This window comes from Planctopirus hydrillae, from assembly GCF_001707835.1.
Lineage (GTDB): Bacteria > Planctomycetota > Planctomycetia > Planctomycetales > Planctomycetaceae > Planctopirus > Planctopirus hydrillae.
This window is the reverse complement of the sequence record NZ_LYDR01000137.1, coordinates 65,579-81,982: the sequence shown is the minus strand read 5'-3', so window position 1 is coordinate 81,982 and position 16,404 is coordinate 65,579. Positions and strand designations below refer to the sequence as shown.

General features: G+C 53.0%; 10 protein-coding genes. 3 read left to right on the top strand and 7 right to left on the bottom strand.

Translation table 11 applies throughout. The annotated features are described in order from the left end of the window. Window positions 1-3: 3 nt before the first annotated feature. Both A6X21_RS16925 and hrpA read right to left on the bottom strand, forming a co-directional pair. The gene (locus A6X21_RS16925) at window positions 4-885 is read right to left on the bottom strand and encodes a rhomboid family intramembrane serine protease (protein ID WP_068850121.1); all 882 of its coding nucleotides are present in this window, start codon (window positions 883-885) and stop codon (window positions 4-6) included. Window positions 886-917: 32 nt separating this feature from the next. Beyond that, entirely contained in the window at window positions 918-4,835 is a 3,918-nt protein-coding gene (hrpA, locus tag A6X21_RS16920) for an ATP-dependent RNA helicase HrpA (protein WP_083233685.1), read from the bottom strand. 173 nt (window positions 4,836-5,008) lie between these two features. On the opposite strand from hrpA, the gene A6X21_RS16915 reads away from it, so the two are divergent. After that, window positions 5,009-5,779, top strand: a complete 771-nt coding sequence (locus A6X21_RS16915) for a class I SAM-dependent methyltransferase (RefSeq protein WP_068850118.1) — start codon at window positions 5,009-5,011, stop codon at window positions 5,777-5,779. 143 nt (window positions 5,780-5,922) lie between these two features. Here the strand turns inward: A6X21_RS16915 and A6X21_RS16910 are convergent, their stop codons facing one another. Then, on the bottom strand, window positions 5,923-6,855 hold the full coding sequence (locus tag A6X21_RS16910) for a ThuA domain-containing protein (protein ID WP_240490303.1): 933 nt from the start codon (window positions 6,853-6,855) through the stop codon (window positions 5,923-5,925). A gap of 212 nt (window positions 6,856-7,067) precedes the next feature. Here A6X21_RS16910 and mtnA point away from each other — a divergent pair, with 212 nt between their 5' ends. Beyond that, window positions 7,068-8,156, top strand: coding sequence for an S-methyl-5-thioribose-1-phosphate isomerase (gene mtnA, locus A6X21_RS16905; RefSeq protein WP_110766479.1), 1,089 nt, complete (start codon window positions 7,068-7,070; stop codon window positions 8,154-8,156). A gap of 21 nt (window positions 8,157-8,177) precedes the next feature. Here mtnA and A6X21_RS16900 read toward each other — a convergent pair whose 3' ends face one another. The 4 genes from A6X21_RS16900 to A6X21_RS16885 all read right to left on the bottom strand — a co-directional run bounded on the left by A6X21_RS16900 (window position 8,178) and on the right by A6X21_RS16885 (window position 15,486). After that, window positions 8,178-8,699 (bottom strand): MEKHLA domain-containing protein, encoded by a 522-nt coding sequence (locus tag A6X21_RS16900; RefSeq protein ID WP_083233684.1) that lies wholly within the window; start codon window positions 8,697-8,699, stop codon window positions 8,178-8,180. A 50-nt stretch (window positions 8,700-8,749) separates the two neighbouring features. Continuing rightward, window positions 8,750-10,237 (bottom strand): trypsin-like peptidase domain-containing protein, encoded by a 1,488-nt coding sequence (locus tag A6X21_RS16895; RefSeq protein WP_068850116.1) that lies wholly within the window; start codon window positions 10,235-10,237, stop codon window positions 8,750-8,752. A gap of 393 nt (window positions 10,238-10,630) precedes the next feature. Next, window positions 10,631-14,311 (bottom strand): UvrD-helicase domain-containing protein, encoded by a 3,681-nt coding sequence (locus A6X21_RS16890; RefSeq protein ID WP_068850114.1) that lies wholly within the window; start codon window positions 14,309-14,311, stop codon window positions 10,631-10,633. A 110-nt stretch (window positions 14,312-14,421) separates the two neighbouring features. Continuing rightward, entirely contained in the window at window positions 14,422-15,486 is a 1,065-nt protein-coding gene (locus tag A6X21_RS16885) for a M42 family metallopeptidase (RefSeq protein WP_013109641.1), read from the bottom strand. Between the two features lie 509 nt (window positions 15,487-15,995). On the opposite strand from A6X21_RS16885, the gene A6X21_RS16880 reads away from it, so the two are divergent. Further along, on the top strand, window positions 15,996-16,352 hold the full coding sequence (locus tag A6X21_RS16880; protein WP_068850112.1) for a hypothetical protein: 357 nt from the start codon (window positions 15,996-15,998) through the stop codon (window positions 16,350-16,352). Window positions 16,353-16,404: the final 52 nt, after the last annotated feature.

Genomic DNA, 16,404 nt, shown 5'->3' with positions numbered 1-16,404 from the left:
CCATTATCTGCTCTTTTCAGTTTCAGCCCATGCCCAGAAACAACCGACTGCAAAGCCGACACCATGTGCCCAATTGGCCATCCATGATTGATGATGCACAAACTCACCCGCAATTCCCAGCAGACCCCAGGCGATAGCTAACCCTGCGGATTGCGGAGAGAGCCTGATGCCAGAACCAGGTGCTCTTCGTCCCATGATCCAGGCGTAGCCAATCAGTCCATAATTCACTCCGCTGAAGCCGCCAAATGCCGGGCTGACGAAATAAGCCTGTGCAAAGTTCGAAGCAATGCCCGTGATCAACACAAATCCCAACAGCCACAATGATCCATTGCGTCGTTCGATCATGGGGCCCAAATTGATCAGCCACATGGCGTTAAAGAGAATATGCATCAATCCAAAATGCAGGAAAATGGGAGTAATCAGCCGCCAGAGTTCACCCTCCTTCAATTCGCTCCAGTTCATGTCAGTCGAGAAGAGCAACCTGGGCGTGATCGTGTTTCCGGCCTGACCTAACCATGTCAGATATCCCACAATCAGGCAGATCGAGAGCAAGAGTGCAGAGACAAATGTCGGGCCAGTCGTGGGAGCAAAACTCCATGATGAGCGGATGTCTTTGATGTTCTTGCGATATTGCTTTCGCCTGGCGAGTTCCTCTTTGCGGATCTGCCGGGCCGCTTTGGCCCCTTCGGCATAAACCGGATCGAGAGGGTTGGCTTTGAAGGCCAGCAGATGTTCTTTGGCTTTCGCCACCAGATCGTCATCCAGTGCCCACAGCACGAACTGAGAATCCTGGTTATCGATGTGACATTTGATGCCTTCTGACAGCAGATAATCTGCCAGCAGATCGGCCTGTTGAACATGATCGAGAACACCAATCTCTCTCACGGATCGATCTCTTTTCCAAGCTCAGAATTGAACTAAGGGGTGGTCGCCAGCCACTGTTTCTCCAGCCGTTTATCCGAAACGGGTACAGCGGTCGCCATGTCCTGGACAAACAGATGAATACGATACTCTTCGATCATCCAGCGGAAGGTTTCCATCTCGACATCAATAAATTTTCGCCGCTTGTGTTCATTCCATCTTTGGGCATAACGCACAATCCACGGCTCCAGATTCATGATTCGATCACGATCTTTGGCAGCGTTGCCCGTCAGTCGATCCATGCGCAGCAGCATCGCTTTCAGATATCTCGGAAACTGGGCCAGCCAGAACCACGGTGTCTGCGTCAGAAATCCGGGCGTTAACAGCCATTGATACTGCCTTTGCAAGTCGCGTTTGGTCAGATCATGCACCGGTGGAATGCGATCCAATCGTACTCGAATTTCTGCCGTCTGCTGAAAAATGCTGCTCATCAATCGCATCACGTCCGTGACAGCATTCCCCAGTTCATCAAACCCGGCATCAATCGCTAACTGGAATTGTTCGGGAGAGCGCGGCAAGACTTTCCCTTCACAGACGGCCCTCATCGCCAGGAGATCGTTCAAATGCTCTTTGAGTGGGAAGGGTTGTGGGAGCGCTTTCGCGGCCAGTTCCCAGCGTTTGATCTCTGGAAGGTGGGTCACCTGCATTGAGAGTTCTTTCTGCAGCTTCAGCACAGCCAGTCGCCGCACGCCCCGCTTATGCTCGTGAAGTGCGCGAATGGCGGTATCGAAGAGCTTCAGCCCCACCGTTTTCCCCTCATCGACAATGGCAGGAAAACCATCAATTTCGAGCCCGTTCTGCCGTACGATCACCTTTTCGTGGACAGTCGCAAAGTCCCAGGTCTTCAGGCCCGTTCGCTCCATCGATTTGGAAATCAGTTCACTGGGAATGAGTTGCCCGGCATGAGCTTCCAGTTGAGTTTGCTCTCGACTGGAGAGGACTTCCTGACCTGAATTATCAATCAGGCGGATGTTCATGCGCAAATGATTCGGGAGCTTCGATTCATCGAACATCCCTGGAAGGACTCTGGCTCCGAAGCGCCTCCGCACAATCTCTGCCAGTTGATCGACGAGTGAACCTTGTCCCATCTTCAGCAAAGGGAGAATCTGCTTGACAGATTCCGGGATCGGGGAAAGCGTCACTCGATACTCTTTGGGCAATCCTCGGAGCAATGCGACAATCTTCTCCTCAAGAAGGCCTGGAACGAGCCAACCCAGTCGCTGCCACTCCAATTGGCGAAACGCCGCCTGTGGAACTTTGATGGTAATCCCATCCTGAGCTGTCCCGGGTTCCAGATGATATTCGACCTCTGCCTGCAGACTTCCCACACGAATCTGGTCGGGAAATCGTTCTCGCCAGTCTTCATCGGCCTCCTGGGCCAGCAGATCTTCCCGAGTCATTTTGAGGAGATCGGGCGAATCTTTCGCGGCAATTCTCAGCCACTTATCAAGACGCGGGCCATCATAAATATCAGGAGGGAGTCTTTGAGCATAGAACTTTGCCTGGGTTTCAGGATCAGCAATGAGCGAGGTTTTTCTCAGCCGCGCCTGCAGATCTTCCAGTTCCTGCCTTAATGCCAGATTATGAGCCAGGAACGCTGGAGGATTTGGATAATCACCTTCTACCAGTGCTTGACGGATAAAAATCTCCTGTGCCTGGGCCGCATTCACTCGTCCGAATTGAGTCTTCCGCCGATTGACGATTGGCAATCCTTGCAGACTCACCTTTTCATAAGCGACCACACTCCTGCTACGGGCATCCCAGTGAGGATCGTGATAGGTTCGATTGACCAGATGTTCCACATAGGGCTCGACCCACTCGGACTCAATCTTTCCTGCAATTCGCAAAAAGCGGCGAGTCGTTTCCACAAACTCGGCAGCCACAATCCAGCGAGGCTTCTGTTTCGCCATCCCGGAACCCGGCCAGATGACACCCAGTGCTCCACCACCCATCTGATATTCACCGCTATCAGTTTTCATAGCGATGTTGGTTGGGAATCCAGCCAGAATCGCCCGATGGATGGCGGAGGTATCCTGCAAACGGGGGCGAATCTTTAACCCTGCGGCACGAACCAGTTCAGACAGCTCTCGATGCAGATCGCTCCACTCTCTCAATCTGGTTAATGAAAGATAATTCTGGGAGCACGCCTTTTTAAGCTGGCTATGTGACAGCTTGGCTTTCAATTCGTGGTAAAAATCCCAGATTTTGAGATATGTCACAAAATCCGAGGTTTCGTCCAGAAACTTCGCATGGGCTTCATCAGCCGCATCCTGTTTTCCAACAGGGCGCTCGCGCACATCCTGTGTTTCGAGGGCAGAGGCAATGATCAGCATTTCGGCGAGGCAAAGCTGTTCGTCGGCAGCGAACAACACGCGCGCAATGCGAGGATCGGTCGGTATTCGCGACAGTTTCTTACCCAGTTCCGTCAGACGATTGTCCAGATCGACGGCACCCAGCTCGAACAAGGTGCGATAACCATCTCGAACAGACTCTGTTCGGGGAGGATCAAGAAATGGAAAGCTCGATAAGCTTCCCAGACCGAGAGATTCCGTTTTAAGAATCACCTGAGCCAGGTTTGTTCGCAAGATCTCTGGAACTGTGAACGGATCTCGTGCTGCAAAATCGGCCTCATCATACAGTCGATAGCAGATTCCGGGGCCGACACGCCCGCAGCGTCCTGCCCGCTGATTCGCGGAGGCCTGTGAGACCGGTTCAATTGGCAGTCGCTGGATCTTCGAACGTGGAGAATACCTGCTGAGCCTCACGGTCCCCGTGTCGATCACATAGCGAATGCCGGGTACAGTCAGTGACGACTCGGCCACGTTGGTTGCAAGAATGATTCTGCGCTGGCTCTGAGAAACCTGGAACACTCGCTGTTGCTCGGCTGCAGAAAGTCTCGCATACAGCGGCAGAATCTCGCGATGAGAAGCCGCTCGCTCGCCACCACGCAAAATCTTCGCTGTCTCGTGGATTTCCCGTTCGGTGGGCAAGAAAACCAGAATGTCTCCAAAACCCTGCGAAGTGGCTTCCTGAACGGCTTCGACAATCGCCTGTTGCATGTCGATGTCGTTGTCTTCCGCCGCATCCCCCTTACTCAAAATGGGCCGGTAAAGAATCTCGACGGGATAACTTCTTCCGGAGGCTTCTATGATCGGAGCGGGTTGACCATCCACCTCAAAATGCTGGCTGAACCGCTCGGCATCGATCGTTGCCGAAGTGATAATCACCTTGAGATCTTTGCGCTGTGTCAGCAATCGCTTGAGATACCCGAGCAAAAAATCGATGTTCAGCGACCTCTCGTGCGCCTCATCGATGATGATTGTGTCATAACGACGCAAGTACGGGTCAGATTGAATCTCTGCAAGGAGAATTCCGTCAGTCATCAGCTTGATGTAAGACTCGGCTCCTACAGCCTCCTGAAAGCGAACTTTGTAGCCAACGGCCTGCCCTAAAGGTGAACGAAGTTCTTCGGAAAGCCGCATGGCGACGGATCGAGCGGCAATTCGTCGTGGCTGAGTATGTCCGATCAGTCCATCGATCCCGCGTTGGGCTTCGAGGCAGAATTTGGGCAGTTGCGTCGATTTTCCAGAGCCAGTTTCTCCACAAACGATGATCACTGAATGCTGGGATAAGAGTTTCAGAAACTCTTCCCGCCGCTGCATGATAGGCAGCTCGTTGTCGTAATGAATGGCGGGCCGCCGTGCCATGCGGTCATTGCGGGCTGTGATCGATTTTTCCAGCCAATCCGTGAATCGATGGAGGTTTCGATCAAACGGCTGGCCGCGCTGGGCCATGCGGGCTGTTGTTTCGAGCAGCTTTGAAAGCCCTGAACGATCAGCGGCCATGGCTTCGGGCAGTCGCTTTCTCAACGCAGCAAAGTCTGGGGCCGCAGGGGCCGGTGAGAGCGCATCCATGTTAAAAAACGAAATCCAGTCAATGACGAAAACTCAGGAGCGGCCAAATGCCATCTTGCAGCAATTCCCGGCAAATCTGCCGTGCTTGAATTGTAGCTGACAGCGTTCATTGGCAGGATGTTCGTGAGAAAGTTCTTTTCGATTATCCAGAAGTTGTTAATTGAGTATCCAGATTGAACGAGGAATCATCTTTTCCCGCACCGGCAGAAGCCCCCGCTGGTGCACCGCCTTTACTTCAGGAAATCCGACACCCAGCCGAGCGTTTGCCTCAGACACCACCGGGATTGTTCGAGATTCCCTCCGGCTGGGCACTGGCCACTTACGATGTCGGGGGGGGCAGGCCTGTTCAGCTCTACCAACCTGCCGATCCGGATGCATTTCTGGAATCTGACAGTGTTCTCGCTCGGCATGAGGCGGATGGTTACATGCCCTATTGGGCTTATCTATGGCCAGCGGCAGTTCTCATGGCTCGCGTCCTGCAGTACGCCCCCTGGCCGAAAGGAACACGTCTTCTTGAACTGGGTGCCGGTGTGGGGCTGGTGGGTGTATCTGCCGCTGTGCGTGGTGATGAGGTGACGATCACCGATTATGATCACGAAGCGATTCTCGTGGCCCGGGAAAACGCCCGACTCAATCTGGTCGAGGCACAGGCCCGGCAGCTCGATTGGAGAGACCCGCCCGCCGAATCATTTCCAGTGATTATTGCCAGTGAAGTGCTTTATGAAGAACGCAATCACGCGCCGATTCTTCAACTGATCGACAAAACGCTTGCGCGTGACGGACTCTGCTGGATTGGTGACGCCGGTCGTACGCGGGCTGAATGGTTTGCCGAGAAACTCAAATTTACACCCTTTGAGTATCAGCTCTACGACGAAAACTATCAGCCTCTGGCCAAACCTCGATTCGGCCGCTTTCAGCTTTTTGAACTTCGCCGCAAATCGTGAGTTCGGGCGCTGAAATCCTCTGACATCTGGCATCCATATTCACACAAAAAGCCAAAGCTCCCGGCAACAGATGAGCATTGCGGGAGCTTTGTTGCTAATCAAATCCTTGTCTCGATCCGATTCATCGATGACTTCTTCATTCATTACTTGGCAGGCTCTGCGGCTGCTTTGGCCTCTTCCTGAAGTTTGGCCTGGAGCTCTGGATTGGGTGTGGCATTTCCTTCTTCGAGCCGCAAAGCCCAACGAATTCCCTGATGTGCATGCTCCAGGAAAGTGGGGTTGGTCCAGGTTCCTTCATTATGGCCGAGATTCGTGTAGAACAATCGGCCCTTGCCATGTTCTTTGACCCAAGAGACCGGCACCATGTAAGGACGCTTGGTTTTGCACTTGGACATATCGAGGCTCATCAAGACCCGCACGTTTTCAGGTCGATAATTCTTGTACTGATAGATTTCGTCCTTGATGACCAGTTCACTTCCTAGTGGCTTCATGGCAGGAAACTCAGGATCGTGAATCTTGATGGTAACAGTCTCGCCCGCTCCCCAGGGATGTCCATCAAACGTACCACCCACAAAATCAAAATAGGGTTTGTAGTTGTTGAACGTATCTGTCGCGGAATGGAATCCGATAAAGGCATGACCTTCCTGCTTCAGCCAGTCATTGAGAAAGTATTCTTTGTCGGCCTCAGCAATTGGGAGATTGCCAGTCGTGTAGAAGATCACCATGTCGTACTTCGACAGGTTCTCTTTCGTGAAATCGCTGGCGGCATCCTGCGTACAGGTCACATCAAACAGTCCGGTCTGCTGACCGAGCTGGGTCATCGCGATTTCTGAAGCACTCAACTTCTGTGGTGCATCGCCTTCAGCTTTCGGACGACGAACCGAGCCATGTGTAAATCCTGCACTTTGAGTCAGCATCAGAGCTTTGTATTTCTTGGCAGGTGCATCAGCAGCCTGTAAAGCTCCCCCCTGTCCTGCGAACAGGCTCAACCAACCCAACGCCAGCACCAGAAAACTTTTGCAGATCACTCGCATGGCCAGACTCCAGAGGTCAAAACATCCCAATACATGTTCCATGAACAGATTTGCATGTTATCAACTGTCGGGTCTGGGTTCACCTCTTTCCAAAAAAGTTTGTCTCGTCCCGAAGGGCTTCCATTGAATTCAGTCACTTTGAACTTCAATCCGTTGAGAATCAGCCCTTCGTTGGTACGCACCAGCCATTTCGGTTAGCGTACCGATTCTTGAAAATCTTCCTGAATGTTCGACCCAGCCAAAGAGAATTCCCCATGGTGTCCAACTCTGTGTCGTTGCCCAGTTATCGTGCTCTGGAGTGGCAAGGCGACGAACTGACCGGATCACTGAAGCTGATTGACCAGACGGTATTGCCCACCCAACTGAAGCATATCGATGGTAACACCGTGGAACTCATCTGGGAGGCGATCAAGCAGCTCAAAGTTCGCGGCGCCCCTGCCATTGGCGTGGCGGCAGCCTATGGAATCGTTGTCGGTCTTCAACCTCTCTTTCAGCCAGGGGCAGAAGTCTCGCGAGAAGAGTTTGATCGACAACTCGCCAGGGTGGCCAAATACCTGGCAGAAAGTCGGCCCACGGCTGTCAATCTCTTCTGGGCCATTCAGCGCATGGAACAGGTTGCCAAAGATCACCCACAATGCAGTGCTGCTGATCTTCAGCAGAGATTACTTCTTGAGGCACAGGCCATTGAAACGGAAGACCGTGCCATGTGTGCCAGATTGGGAGAATTCGGAGCCTCGCTCCTCCCTGCAAATACTGGGATTCTGACACACTGCAATACCGGCGGATTGGCCACCGCTGGCGATGGAACAGCGTTTGCCGCTCTGGCTCACGCGCATGCCGCTGGCAAGCAGATTCATGTTTATGCTGATGAAACCCGCCCCTTGCTTCAGGGAGCCCGATTGACCATGTGGGAACTCATGCAAAGAGGAATCCCCTGCACACTCATTACCGATTCCATGGCCGGGCAGGTCATGAAGGAAGGACGAATTGGCGCTGCCATTATCGGGGCTGATCGGATTACCGCACGTGGCGATGCCGCCAATAAAATTGGGACATACAGCGTTGCAGTTCTATGCCACTACCACAAAATTCCGTTTTATGTCTCAGCCCCCTCTTCCACATTCGACCTGACGCTGCTCGAAGGGAAATCAATTCCCATCGAAGAGCGAGTCTCCACTGAAATTACACATCCCGGGGGTGTCCAGCTCGCCCCCACAGGTGCCAATGTCTACAACCCGGCATTCGATTTCGCACCGGCAGAACTCATTACGGCAATCATCACTGAAAAGGGCATTATTCAGCCGGTGACAGAAGCCAACGTCCGTAAAGTGCTGGGAGCCTGAGTCGCGGCTTAACGAGGACTGTCAAAGATTGACTGAAACCTGCTGACCGAGTGGTGTCCATTCGTGGAACATCGCGGCCTGTCCCTGGTAGACGCCCATTTCATCAACCACATTCCAGACCGTTGCCTGATGTATTCGAAATCGGGCTCCGGAGGCAGAGATGCGGATTCCCTGGTAGTCGTCGACAAATCCATATCGGGTCGTGCGTTCGAGCAGTTGTGCCCGTTCATCACGATGCATGGGTTCGGCAGTGTATCGCGAAGGTGTTTCGAGGAATTGCGAGAGGTTCATTTCCCACAATTTCAGAGCGGTCTGGTTTCCATAGCACAGGATTGGGTCGGCTTCCTGCCCATGCGAGACCAGCACGAATGGGGCATGGTACAGCACTTTGGGCAGTTCTTCCTCGCCTGCGTCGGAAAGGGCTTTACCAGTCCATCGAGCATATGAGGCGACCACCCACTTGATCCATTCAACCCAATGAGGATGAGTCCACGGCGATTGAGAGGCGGCCACTTCGATACGCCAATGATCGTTTGACGCCAATGATCTCTCCCTACCCAACCCGTGTACCTCGATCCCTCGAAGACATGCGTTTATTGCAGTTTCGATTGTGGCAGTTGCACGACATGCTCGACCGATTTTCCACCTTCAAGTCGCATCAATCGAATGGGTATCGTCGGTAATGCCTCGCCTGCCTTCAACACACTGGCTAACTCGCTTTCGGAAGCGACTGGCCACTGATCGACTTCGACAATCAGGTCGCCCACTTCGACAATCCCTTGCCAGACACTGTCGATCGCGACCTCGTTGACAAGAATACCACCAGCACGAGCTGGTAGCCGGTGCGTCTCCCGCACTTGAAAATCGAGTGGCTTCAATTTCAATCCCGGTGTGAGACTCGTCGTCCGAACGGGCGGAAGACCCATGTCGGGAGTTGGTACAGCACTCTGCTCCCGCATCTCGGCACGATCACCGAGTTGAACCAGGACAGGGATCTTACTCCCACCGCGCCAGACGACCATCCGCACTTTCTTGCCGAACGGTGTCAAGCTGACCAGATTGATCAGATGATTCTCATCTTCAACATCGACTCCATCAAAACTGAGAATCACATCGTCGTAGAGCAGGTTGGCTTTGGCTGCTGCAGTGTTGGGATAGACCTCAGTAACGCGCGCTCCCCCCACTCGATCGAGCTTCAGCCGGTTGGCAGATCGCAGATCAAAGGCTGGATCGAGTCGCACACCCAGATATGCCCGTTGTACCACACCAAATTCGAGGAGCTGATCCATCACCCGGCGGACGAGATTACTCGGAATGCTGAAGCCAATTCCTTCGTTACCGCCACTGCTGCTGGCAATCGCAGTGTTGATGCCGATGATGCGTCCCTGCAGGTCAATCAATGGGCCGCCACTGTTGCCGGGATTGATGGCGGCATCGGTCTGGAGAAAATCCTGATTCAGAACAGCCGTCGTACCCAGCTTAAGTTTGCGACGACCTTTGGCACTGATGATTCCAAAGGTGACTGACTGACTGAGCCCAAACGGGCTGCCGACGGCCAGCACCATGTGACCAATATCGACTTTATCAGAATCAGCCCATCGGGCCGGTGAAAGATTGGGAGCATTGACACGCAGAACGGCCAAATCGGTATCGCGGTCTGCGCGAATGTCATCGGGATTGATCACGCGGCCGTCAAAGAGCGAAATCGAGATATTTCCAGGAATCGCTCCATCAATCACATGCCGGTTGGTAACGACATAAATTCCTTTTCCATCACTGCCACTGACGAGAACTCCCGATCCAGTTTCTTCCACAACACCCTTGTTGGGGACATTCCGCCGGCTCTCGATGTGTACCACACTGGGAGTCGCTAAATGAGCGACTCGTGCCAGCAGGGAACTCCCTTCCTGAAGGGCGGTCACTTTCTTATTGAGATCCTCGTATGCTTCTTCCAGAGCGGCTTTATCAACAGCAGATGCGCGAACGGCGTTCATGACGGGAATTGACAACAGCCCACCACCGGCCAGGCAACCCAGAAAAAACATGCTGGCGGGAACTGTCCATTTTGTCAGTTTCGACATTTCAGGCTTTCTGAAGAAACGGCCCTGACATGGGGCGACGCTGGGAGGAGACCAGGCAGAAGTCGCTCGTATGTCTCTTCGGCGGAACATCCCACAGATCTCAGACAAAGCCATACTTTGCGGGTTGCATCACCTGCGGAGATTCTAGTTGCGATCTTCGATGTGCCGGAGAGTTTTCCAATCCGTCAAATCTTACCTGATTGGTAAAGTTACGCACCAAAAATTCGGCTCAGGAACAACATCTATCACAGAACAACGCTGCCACATCGTCGGCAGTGTGCGTTCAATATGGACGTCAAACTGACAATTTATGGCTTTGACTTTAACGATTGTCACAGTCCGGAAGTCTCGCTGGCAGATTCCAAAAACGAAGACTTTTTCGTCCGGCAATCCTCAGATCGAACTCGAAGCCTGTGCCGCATCCCACTGATTGATGGCCTCGGTCACAAGTCGTTCCAGATCGGAAACAAGCACCTGCTCCATGTTCCAGACTACCCGGCGGGGTGTGGGGCGCATAAAAATCAGTTCGGCCTTTTGGGGAAGGCGACCAAAGAGCCGCTGCACGGCCAGGGCATATGTTCCCAATTGCAATCGATAGGGCTGGAGTAGCAGCTCATCAGTGGCTCCAGCCGCTACGCGACTCGTCTTGTAATCGAGAATGATCCAGTCATCCTGAGAGTCTTTCATCAGGACATCGATCAGGCCATAGATCTCTGTCTCTCGTATCGGCTCTGCTCCAGTCAATTTCCAATCAAGACTGAACTCCAGTTCTCGATGCAGTTCACTGGCCATGGCCAGTTCATCAATCAGTTCGGTCGATGCAAACGTCTTGAGCCATTGCTGTGCCTGCTCCAGAATCTGGCCTCCAGGTGGTGCAGGCTGCCTCTGGCACCACAGCCAGAGTCGTTGAAGCAGCGATTTCTCTGAATCTTCTTCTGCGCGAGGTTCAAATCGCTCCAGCACGCCATGAATCATTTCTCCCAACAGTTCTGCATCGCTGCGACTGAGACTCGCCGACTGCGTTTCCAATTCACCTGCTGGAACGAAACTCTTTAATTCCGATGAGCTTTGTTCCTGAAACTCCTCCAGTCGCGAAACACTCAATCTTCGGCGACCTTCCGCATCCCGTTGGACATCCGCCACGAGTTGAGGCCAGGGCAAAGATTCTGCCAGTTCCAGTTCATTCCAGACCTGTGGAAATGACAGCTTGTGAAGACCCTGTCGATGAACACCGTGGTCGATAAATTGCGGTGGCTGATGATGAGTACGAATCAGCGGAATTTCCTGCGGGGTTCTCACATCCTCATGTCCGCTCGCAAACCAGGGATCATTCCGCAAGAGGCCTGTCTCGAGATGAAAGACTTGCTTCAAAGCCAGCATCCAGGGCGAAAACTTTCCTTCATCAAAACCTTTGATCCCTGCAGACAGAATCAACAGATCCCGGGCCCGAGTGGCGGCCACATACAAAAGACGCTGATACTCTTCGAGGCTGGCAGCCTCTTCCATGATCTCAATGAATTGGCCGACAGGATGTTTTTGTCGTTCCCCCAGAGGGTTCGAAGGTGTCACCAGAGCCCCTAACCGAGGATGGAGCGTCGGTTGAAGCGTTTCGGTCTTTCGTGGTCGATTCATGTCGGCCACAAAGACCACTGGAAACTCAAGTCCCTTGGATTGGTGGATCGACATCAAACGGACCACACTGCTCGATTCGGGATGTGTGGCAGCTAACTCCTCGCGAGATTCCTGATCGATGGATTCCCGCAGTTGCGTCACAAACTCCGCACGACTTCCGCCCGCCAGATCAAACTGTCGGGACAGTTCAATCGCTTTATGCACATTCGCCAGCTTCCGTGAACCGAGAAATTCCTGAGCGACAATCGCCTCATAGCCCGTCAACTCCAGGGCCCGGCGAATAATTCTCGCCAACGGCCAGTGATCCCGCTGCTCGACGAGTGAACCAAGAGTCTGGGCAGCAAACTCAACCTGTGCAGACTCTTCTGGCGACAGACCGCTGACGACCGAAGCCTCGGCAAATAACGATTGCGTGATTCCACCCGCGCGAGAAGCGAGGCGATGAATCAATGGATCGCTGAAACAGAAAAACGGCGAGCGTAACAGGCCCACGAGACTGAACCCATCCTCCGGGTCATCCAGAAACTGACACAAGTGGGCCAGATCGTAGATTTCCTGCTGGGCAAAGAACGCTCTGCCACCCGCCACATAATAGTCAATTCCGGCGGCTTCTAGTGCCTGTTCGTAAACCTCCAGGTTTGTCAACGCCCGGAACAAAATCGTAATATCCCCAGGTACGATTGTACGCCAGTGGCCACTTTTCTCCCGAATTCGCGGTGTCGGATCGGCCAGCAACTCAAGAATACGACGGGCAATCCAATCAGCCTCGCGCCGTCTCAAGAAAGGTGCTGTTTGCTTCTCACCGGAATCAGAGCGGGAATCATCATCACCATCTGCAACATCCCGACTTTCTGTATCAGCGGCATCCTGGGCCTGTTCATCGGCCAATCCTTGTGCTGTGGAATCCTTGCGCGAGATACTTCCCTGAACGGCCCTGTTCTCAACGACATCCGTTGTTGCCCACAGAAACTCAATCCGCTCAAGTTCAGGTTTTTCATCTGCGAAAGATGGTTCCAGTGCTTCGTAATCTGCTCCCATCACCCGCCGAAACAGAATGTTTACGAAATGCAGAATCGGGGGCTGACTGCGAAAGTTCATGGTGAGTGGCAGTTGACCAGCGGCTGGGATTTTGCTCTTCAGCGATCGGAAAACCAGAGGATCAGCACCTCGAAAGCGATAGATACTCTGCTTCTGGTCACCGACGAGGAACAACTTCCCTGTCGTCAATTCCTTGCCGCAGATCATCTCGACCAGATCAGCCTGAACGGGATCTGTATCCTGAAATTCATCCACCATCAGCACACGAATGGAGCGCGACAACGCCTGGCGCACCGTCAGATCGTTCCGCAACAAATCCCGGCTCAAAACCAGCAGATCGTCAAAGTCAACACAGGCGCGCGATTTCTTGAGCAGTTCGTAATCTCTGATTGACTCGCCAGCGATCGACAGCCAGGCGAGGCTCTTCTCGGCGTAAGGGACAAACTCAGTTTGAGCCAGTTGAATGGTTTCAATCAACTTTTTGCATTCGTCTCGAACCTGTGTGAACAACTCCTTAGCCAGTTCGTGATCATCAGGGGTTCCCCAATGGTCAGGCTTCACCCCTACCACTCGCGCCTGAAGCGTTAGCTCCGCAAATAACTCTTCCAGACGCCCCGGTACTGGCGAGTCTTGCTGACTCTTCAATTGCTCCATGATCAGCCGAAGAATCTTCAGCTTCTCGTCAAGCTTGGGGGTATTGGCTGATGTTCGTGAGATGAATTCACTGAGCCTTACAAACGTCGGCTGGTGCTCGATCTGCCGCACCAACGCGGGCCAGCCCGTCTCTTGCAGCCAACGTTGCCAGATCCCTGCCAACTCTTCCGCTGTCATTTCGTCAAAGTCTGCGAAAGTGATCAGTTGCCGTTGTCGGACAAGGACTCCTGACGATTCGAGGAGTTTCTCAATACCATAATCAACAGCCAGCAGTCGAAATGCGGGTTGATCGTTGACCAGCAATCGCGTGGCTGTGGCTTCAATCGATTGCCTGAGGAGCGAATCAGCCACACTCGCTTCGAGGGTGGTGAATTCGGGATCGAGACCGCTCGCGATCGCATGCGAACGCAGGATGTTGCCGCAAAAGGAATGGATCGTACTGATCCGCGCACGATCCAGATCCCGCAGCAGACTTAACCAGTGGTCAGCTTCTTCGGGTGGACATTCTCGCACACGCTGCAGACAAGTAGCCCGTACCCGATCCCGCATCTCGCGAGCGGCTTTATCGGTAAAAGTGATCGCCACCAGCGATGTCAGCGGATACTGCTCAGGCCCGGGCTTCAAATACCCGAGAAATCTCCTCGTCAGTACAAAGGTTTTTCCACAGCCGGCACCTGCCGAGAGAGCGATCGAGACCGATTTCTCAGTCAAAGCCCGCGTTTGCTGAGGTGTGTAGCGGGGAGTTGACATAACGATTCGTTCCCTGCGGAACACGCCATCTGTTGCTGGCTGTCGTGAAATTTCGCTGCAACATCATTGTCAGCAGCATTCCTTTGGTGGCAGCATTTTTTGTGGCAAGCTTACGGAATGAGATTCGTATCGTCCTGAATCCGCACGCAAAACGCCGCCATCAGATTGGCCGCATGATCCAGATCCTCCAGCGAAACCATTTCAACGGGGCTGTGCATGTATCGATTGGGAATGCAGATCAATCCCATGGCCACTCCATCGCCCGCCAACTGGAGTTGAGCTGCATCGTTACTGGCTGGTGTGCCTAATGAAGCCAGTTGATAAGGGATCCCATGTTTCGCAGCTTCTTCTTCAATCAGGTCGAAGACCCGAGGATTGGTATTCGGCCCGCGATAAACGACTGGGCCTTGTCCCAGCTTGATGCGACCATGCTGATTCTCATCAATCGTCGGACAATCGGTGGCATGGGTCACATCGGTCACCAGACCAATCTGTGGCCGAATAGCGGCTGCACTCGTCTGCACACCGCGCAGACCAATTTCTTCCTGTACGGTGGAGACGGCATAAATCGCCGCCTTTGGCGATTGAAGTGCCGCCCGGCGGGCCGCCGTAAATACAGTCCAGACTCCCACCTTATCATCCATGGCCACACCGCTGACAAAGCCGTTTCGCATGGTCTGCTGATGAAGTTCACAGGTAATGACATCGCCAACTCGCACGGCCGCCCTGGCTTCTTCTCCATTCAGAGCACCAATATCGACCCACAAATTCTTGATTTCGGGAACAGCTTTGCGATCTTCAGGCGACTGCAGATGAATCGGCTTGCGAGCCATAATCCCTGGGATCGGTCCGCTGCGTGTCCAGACCTGCACGCGCTGTCCCAGCAGTACCATGGGATCCCAACCACCAATCGTCTGTACCCAGATAAACCCTTTCTCGTCGATGTTTTTGACAATCAGGCCAATCTGGTCGCAATGGCCAGCCAGCATGATGCGCACCTGTCCTTGAGGATTCACACAGGCCATCACATTCCCATGTCGATCTGTGGTCACAGTCTCTGCAAACCCGGCTGCATAAGCCCGGACGACATCCTGAATCGGTTGCTCATATCCCGAAGGACTGGGGGCAGCCAGGAGATCATCCAGAAATTTGCGGTCCAATTCAGAGAGAGGCATGAGCATAAACCTTTAGTGTTTTTAAGACTCTCAGGATAAAGCCGAGGCGAGGTGTTCCGACAACCTGTTGCATTCAGTAACAGACATTGGCCAGCACTCAAGAAGAGGCTGTCACCCCAGAGATCCCCCCGGAGTTTCCAATTCATGAGAATTTACATGGCTGACATTCTTCGACAGCTTATATCAAGCGATGAAAGTTGTCTCTCCACGCAGGGAGGCTGCTTCAGAAAAAGTTACTGTTTGATACAAAAACAGCATGGAAATAGCCATTTCCCGTTACAGAATGCGAATCGACACAGCAAGACACACTCAGTGAGAACGAGGCTGAAAACGAATCCAGGATTCATACAAAATTTCTTTGACGGATTGATTCGCGAGGGGTAGCTTGTAAAGCAAATGAATTCAGTCAAGGAAGGCTGCATGATTGTCATTGTCTTGTACAGCAATCATTCTCAATGCTCGTCGTTCTGACATGGGCGGCTTAAGAATTCACAAGCAGGGATGGCACCATGATTTCTCAAACAGCGAAGTTTCCAGCGATCAAAACGGCTTGGCCACACGAGCCACGTGCGGCTGAAAATGACGTTACCGTTGCGGTCACTGCCGTGATCACTCCAACCTCTTCGGGTCTACCGGTCTTCGAAATGATCGACCCTGCCACCAACCTGGAAGAAGACGATACGGCAGAGATTCTCCGCAATCGTTTAAGAGGTTTGGTGCACCAACTCGAACTCTGCTGGTCGGATGATCGTGTCATATTGACTGGTGTTTGCCCATCCTATCACGCCAAACAGCTTGTCTCGTCGATGACACAACAGTTGGTGACCGACCGGCATATCTGCAACCAGATTTGTGTCGAGCGCTAGATGCCGTTCGTCATTGAGACACCCCGATGGTCGACCATGTGGCGTATGTATC

Excerpts from the sequence above, each read along its gene's own strand:
- hrpA (WP_083233685.1), bottom strand. The coding sequence starts at position 4,835 with ATGGATGCGCTCTCACCGGCCCCTGCGGCCCCAGACTTTGCTGCGTTG.
- A6X21_RS16910 (WP_240490303.1), bottom strand. The coding sequence starts at position 6,855 with ATGGAACATGTATTGGGATGTTTTGACCTCTGGAGTCTGGCCATGCGA.
- mtnA (WP_110766479.1), top strand. The coding sequence starts at position 7,068 with ATGGTGTCCAACTCTGTGTCGTTGCCCAGTTATCGTGCTCTGGAGTGG.
- A6X21_RS16895 (WP_068850116.1), bottom strand. The coding sequence starts at position 10,237 with ATGTCGAAACTGACAAAATGGACAGTTCCCGCCAGCATGTTTTTTCTG.
- A6X21_RS16890 (WP_068850114.1), bottom strand. The coding sequence starts at position 14,311 with ATGTCAACTCCCCGCTACACACCTCAGCAAACGCGGGCTTTGACTGAG.
- A6X21_RS16885 (WP_013109641.1), bottom strand. The coding sequence starts at position 15,486 with ATGCCTCTCTCTGAATTGGACCGCAAATTTCTGGATGATCTCCTGGCT.
- A6X21_RS16880 (WP_068850112.1), top strand. The coding sequence starts at position 15,996 with ATGATTTCTCAAACAGCGAAGTTTCCAGCGATCAAAACGGCTTGGCCA.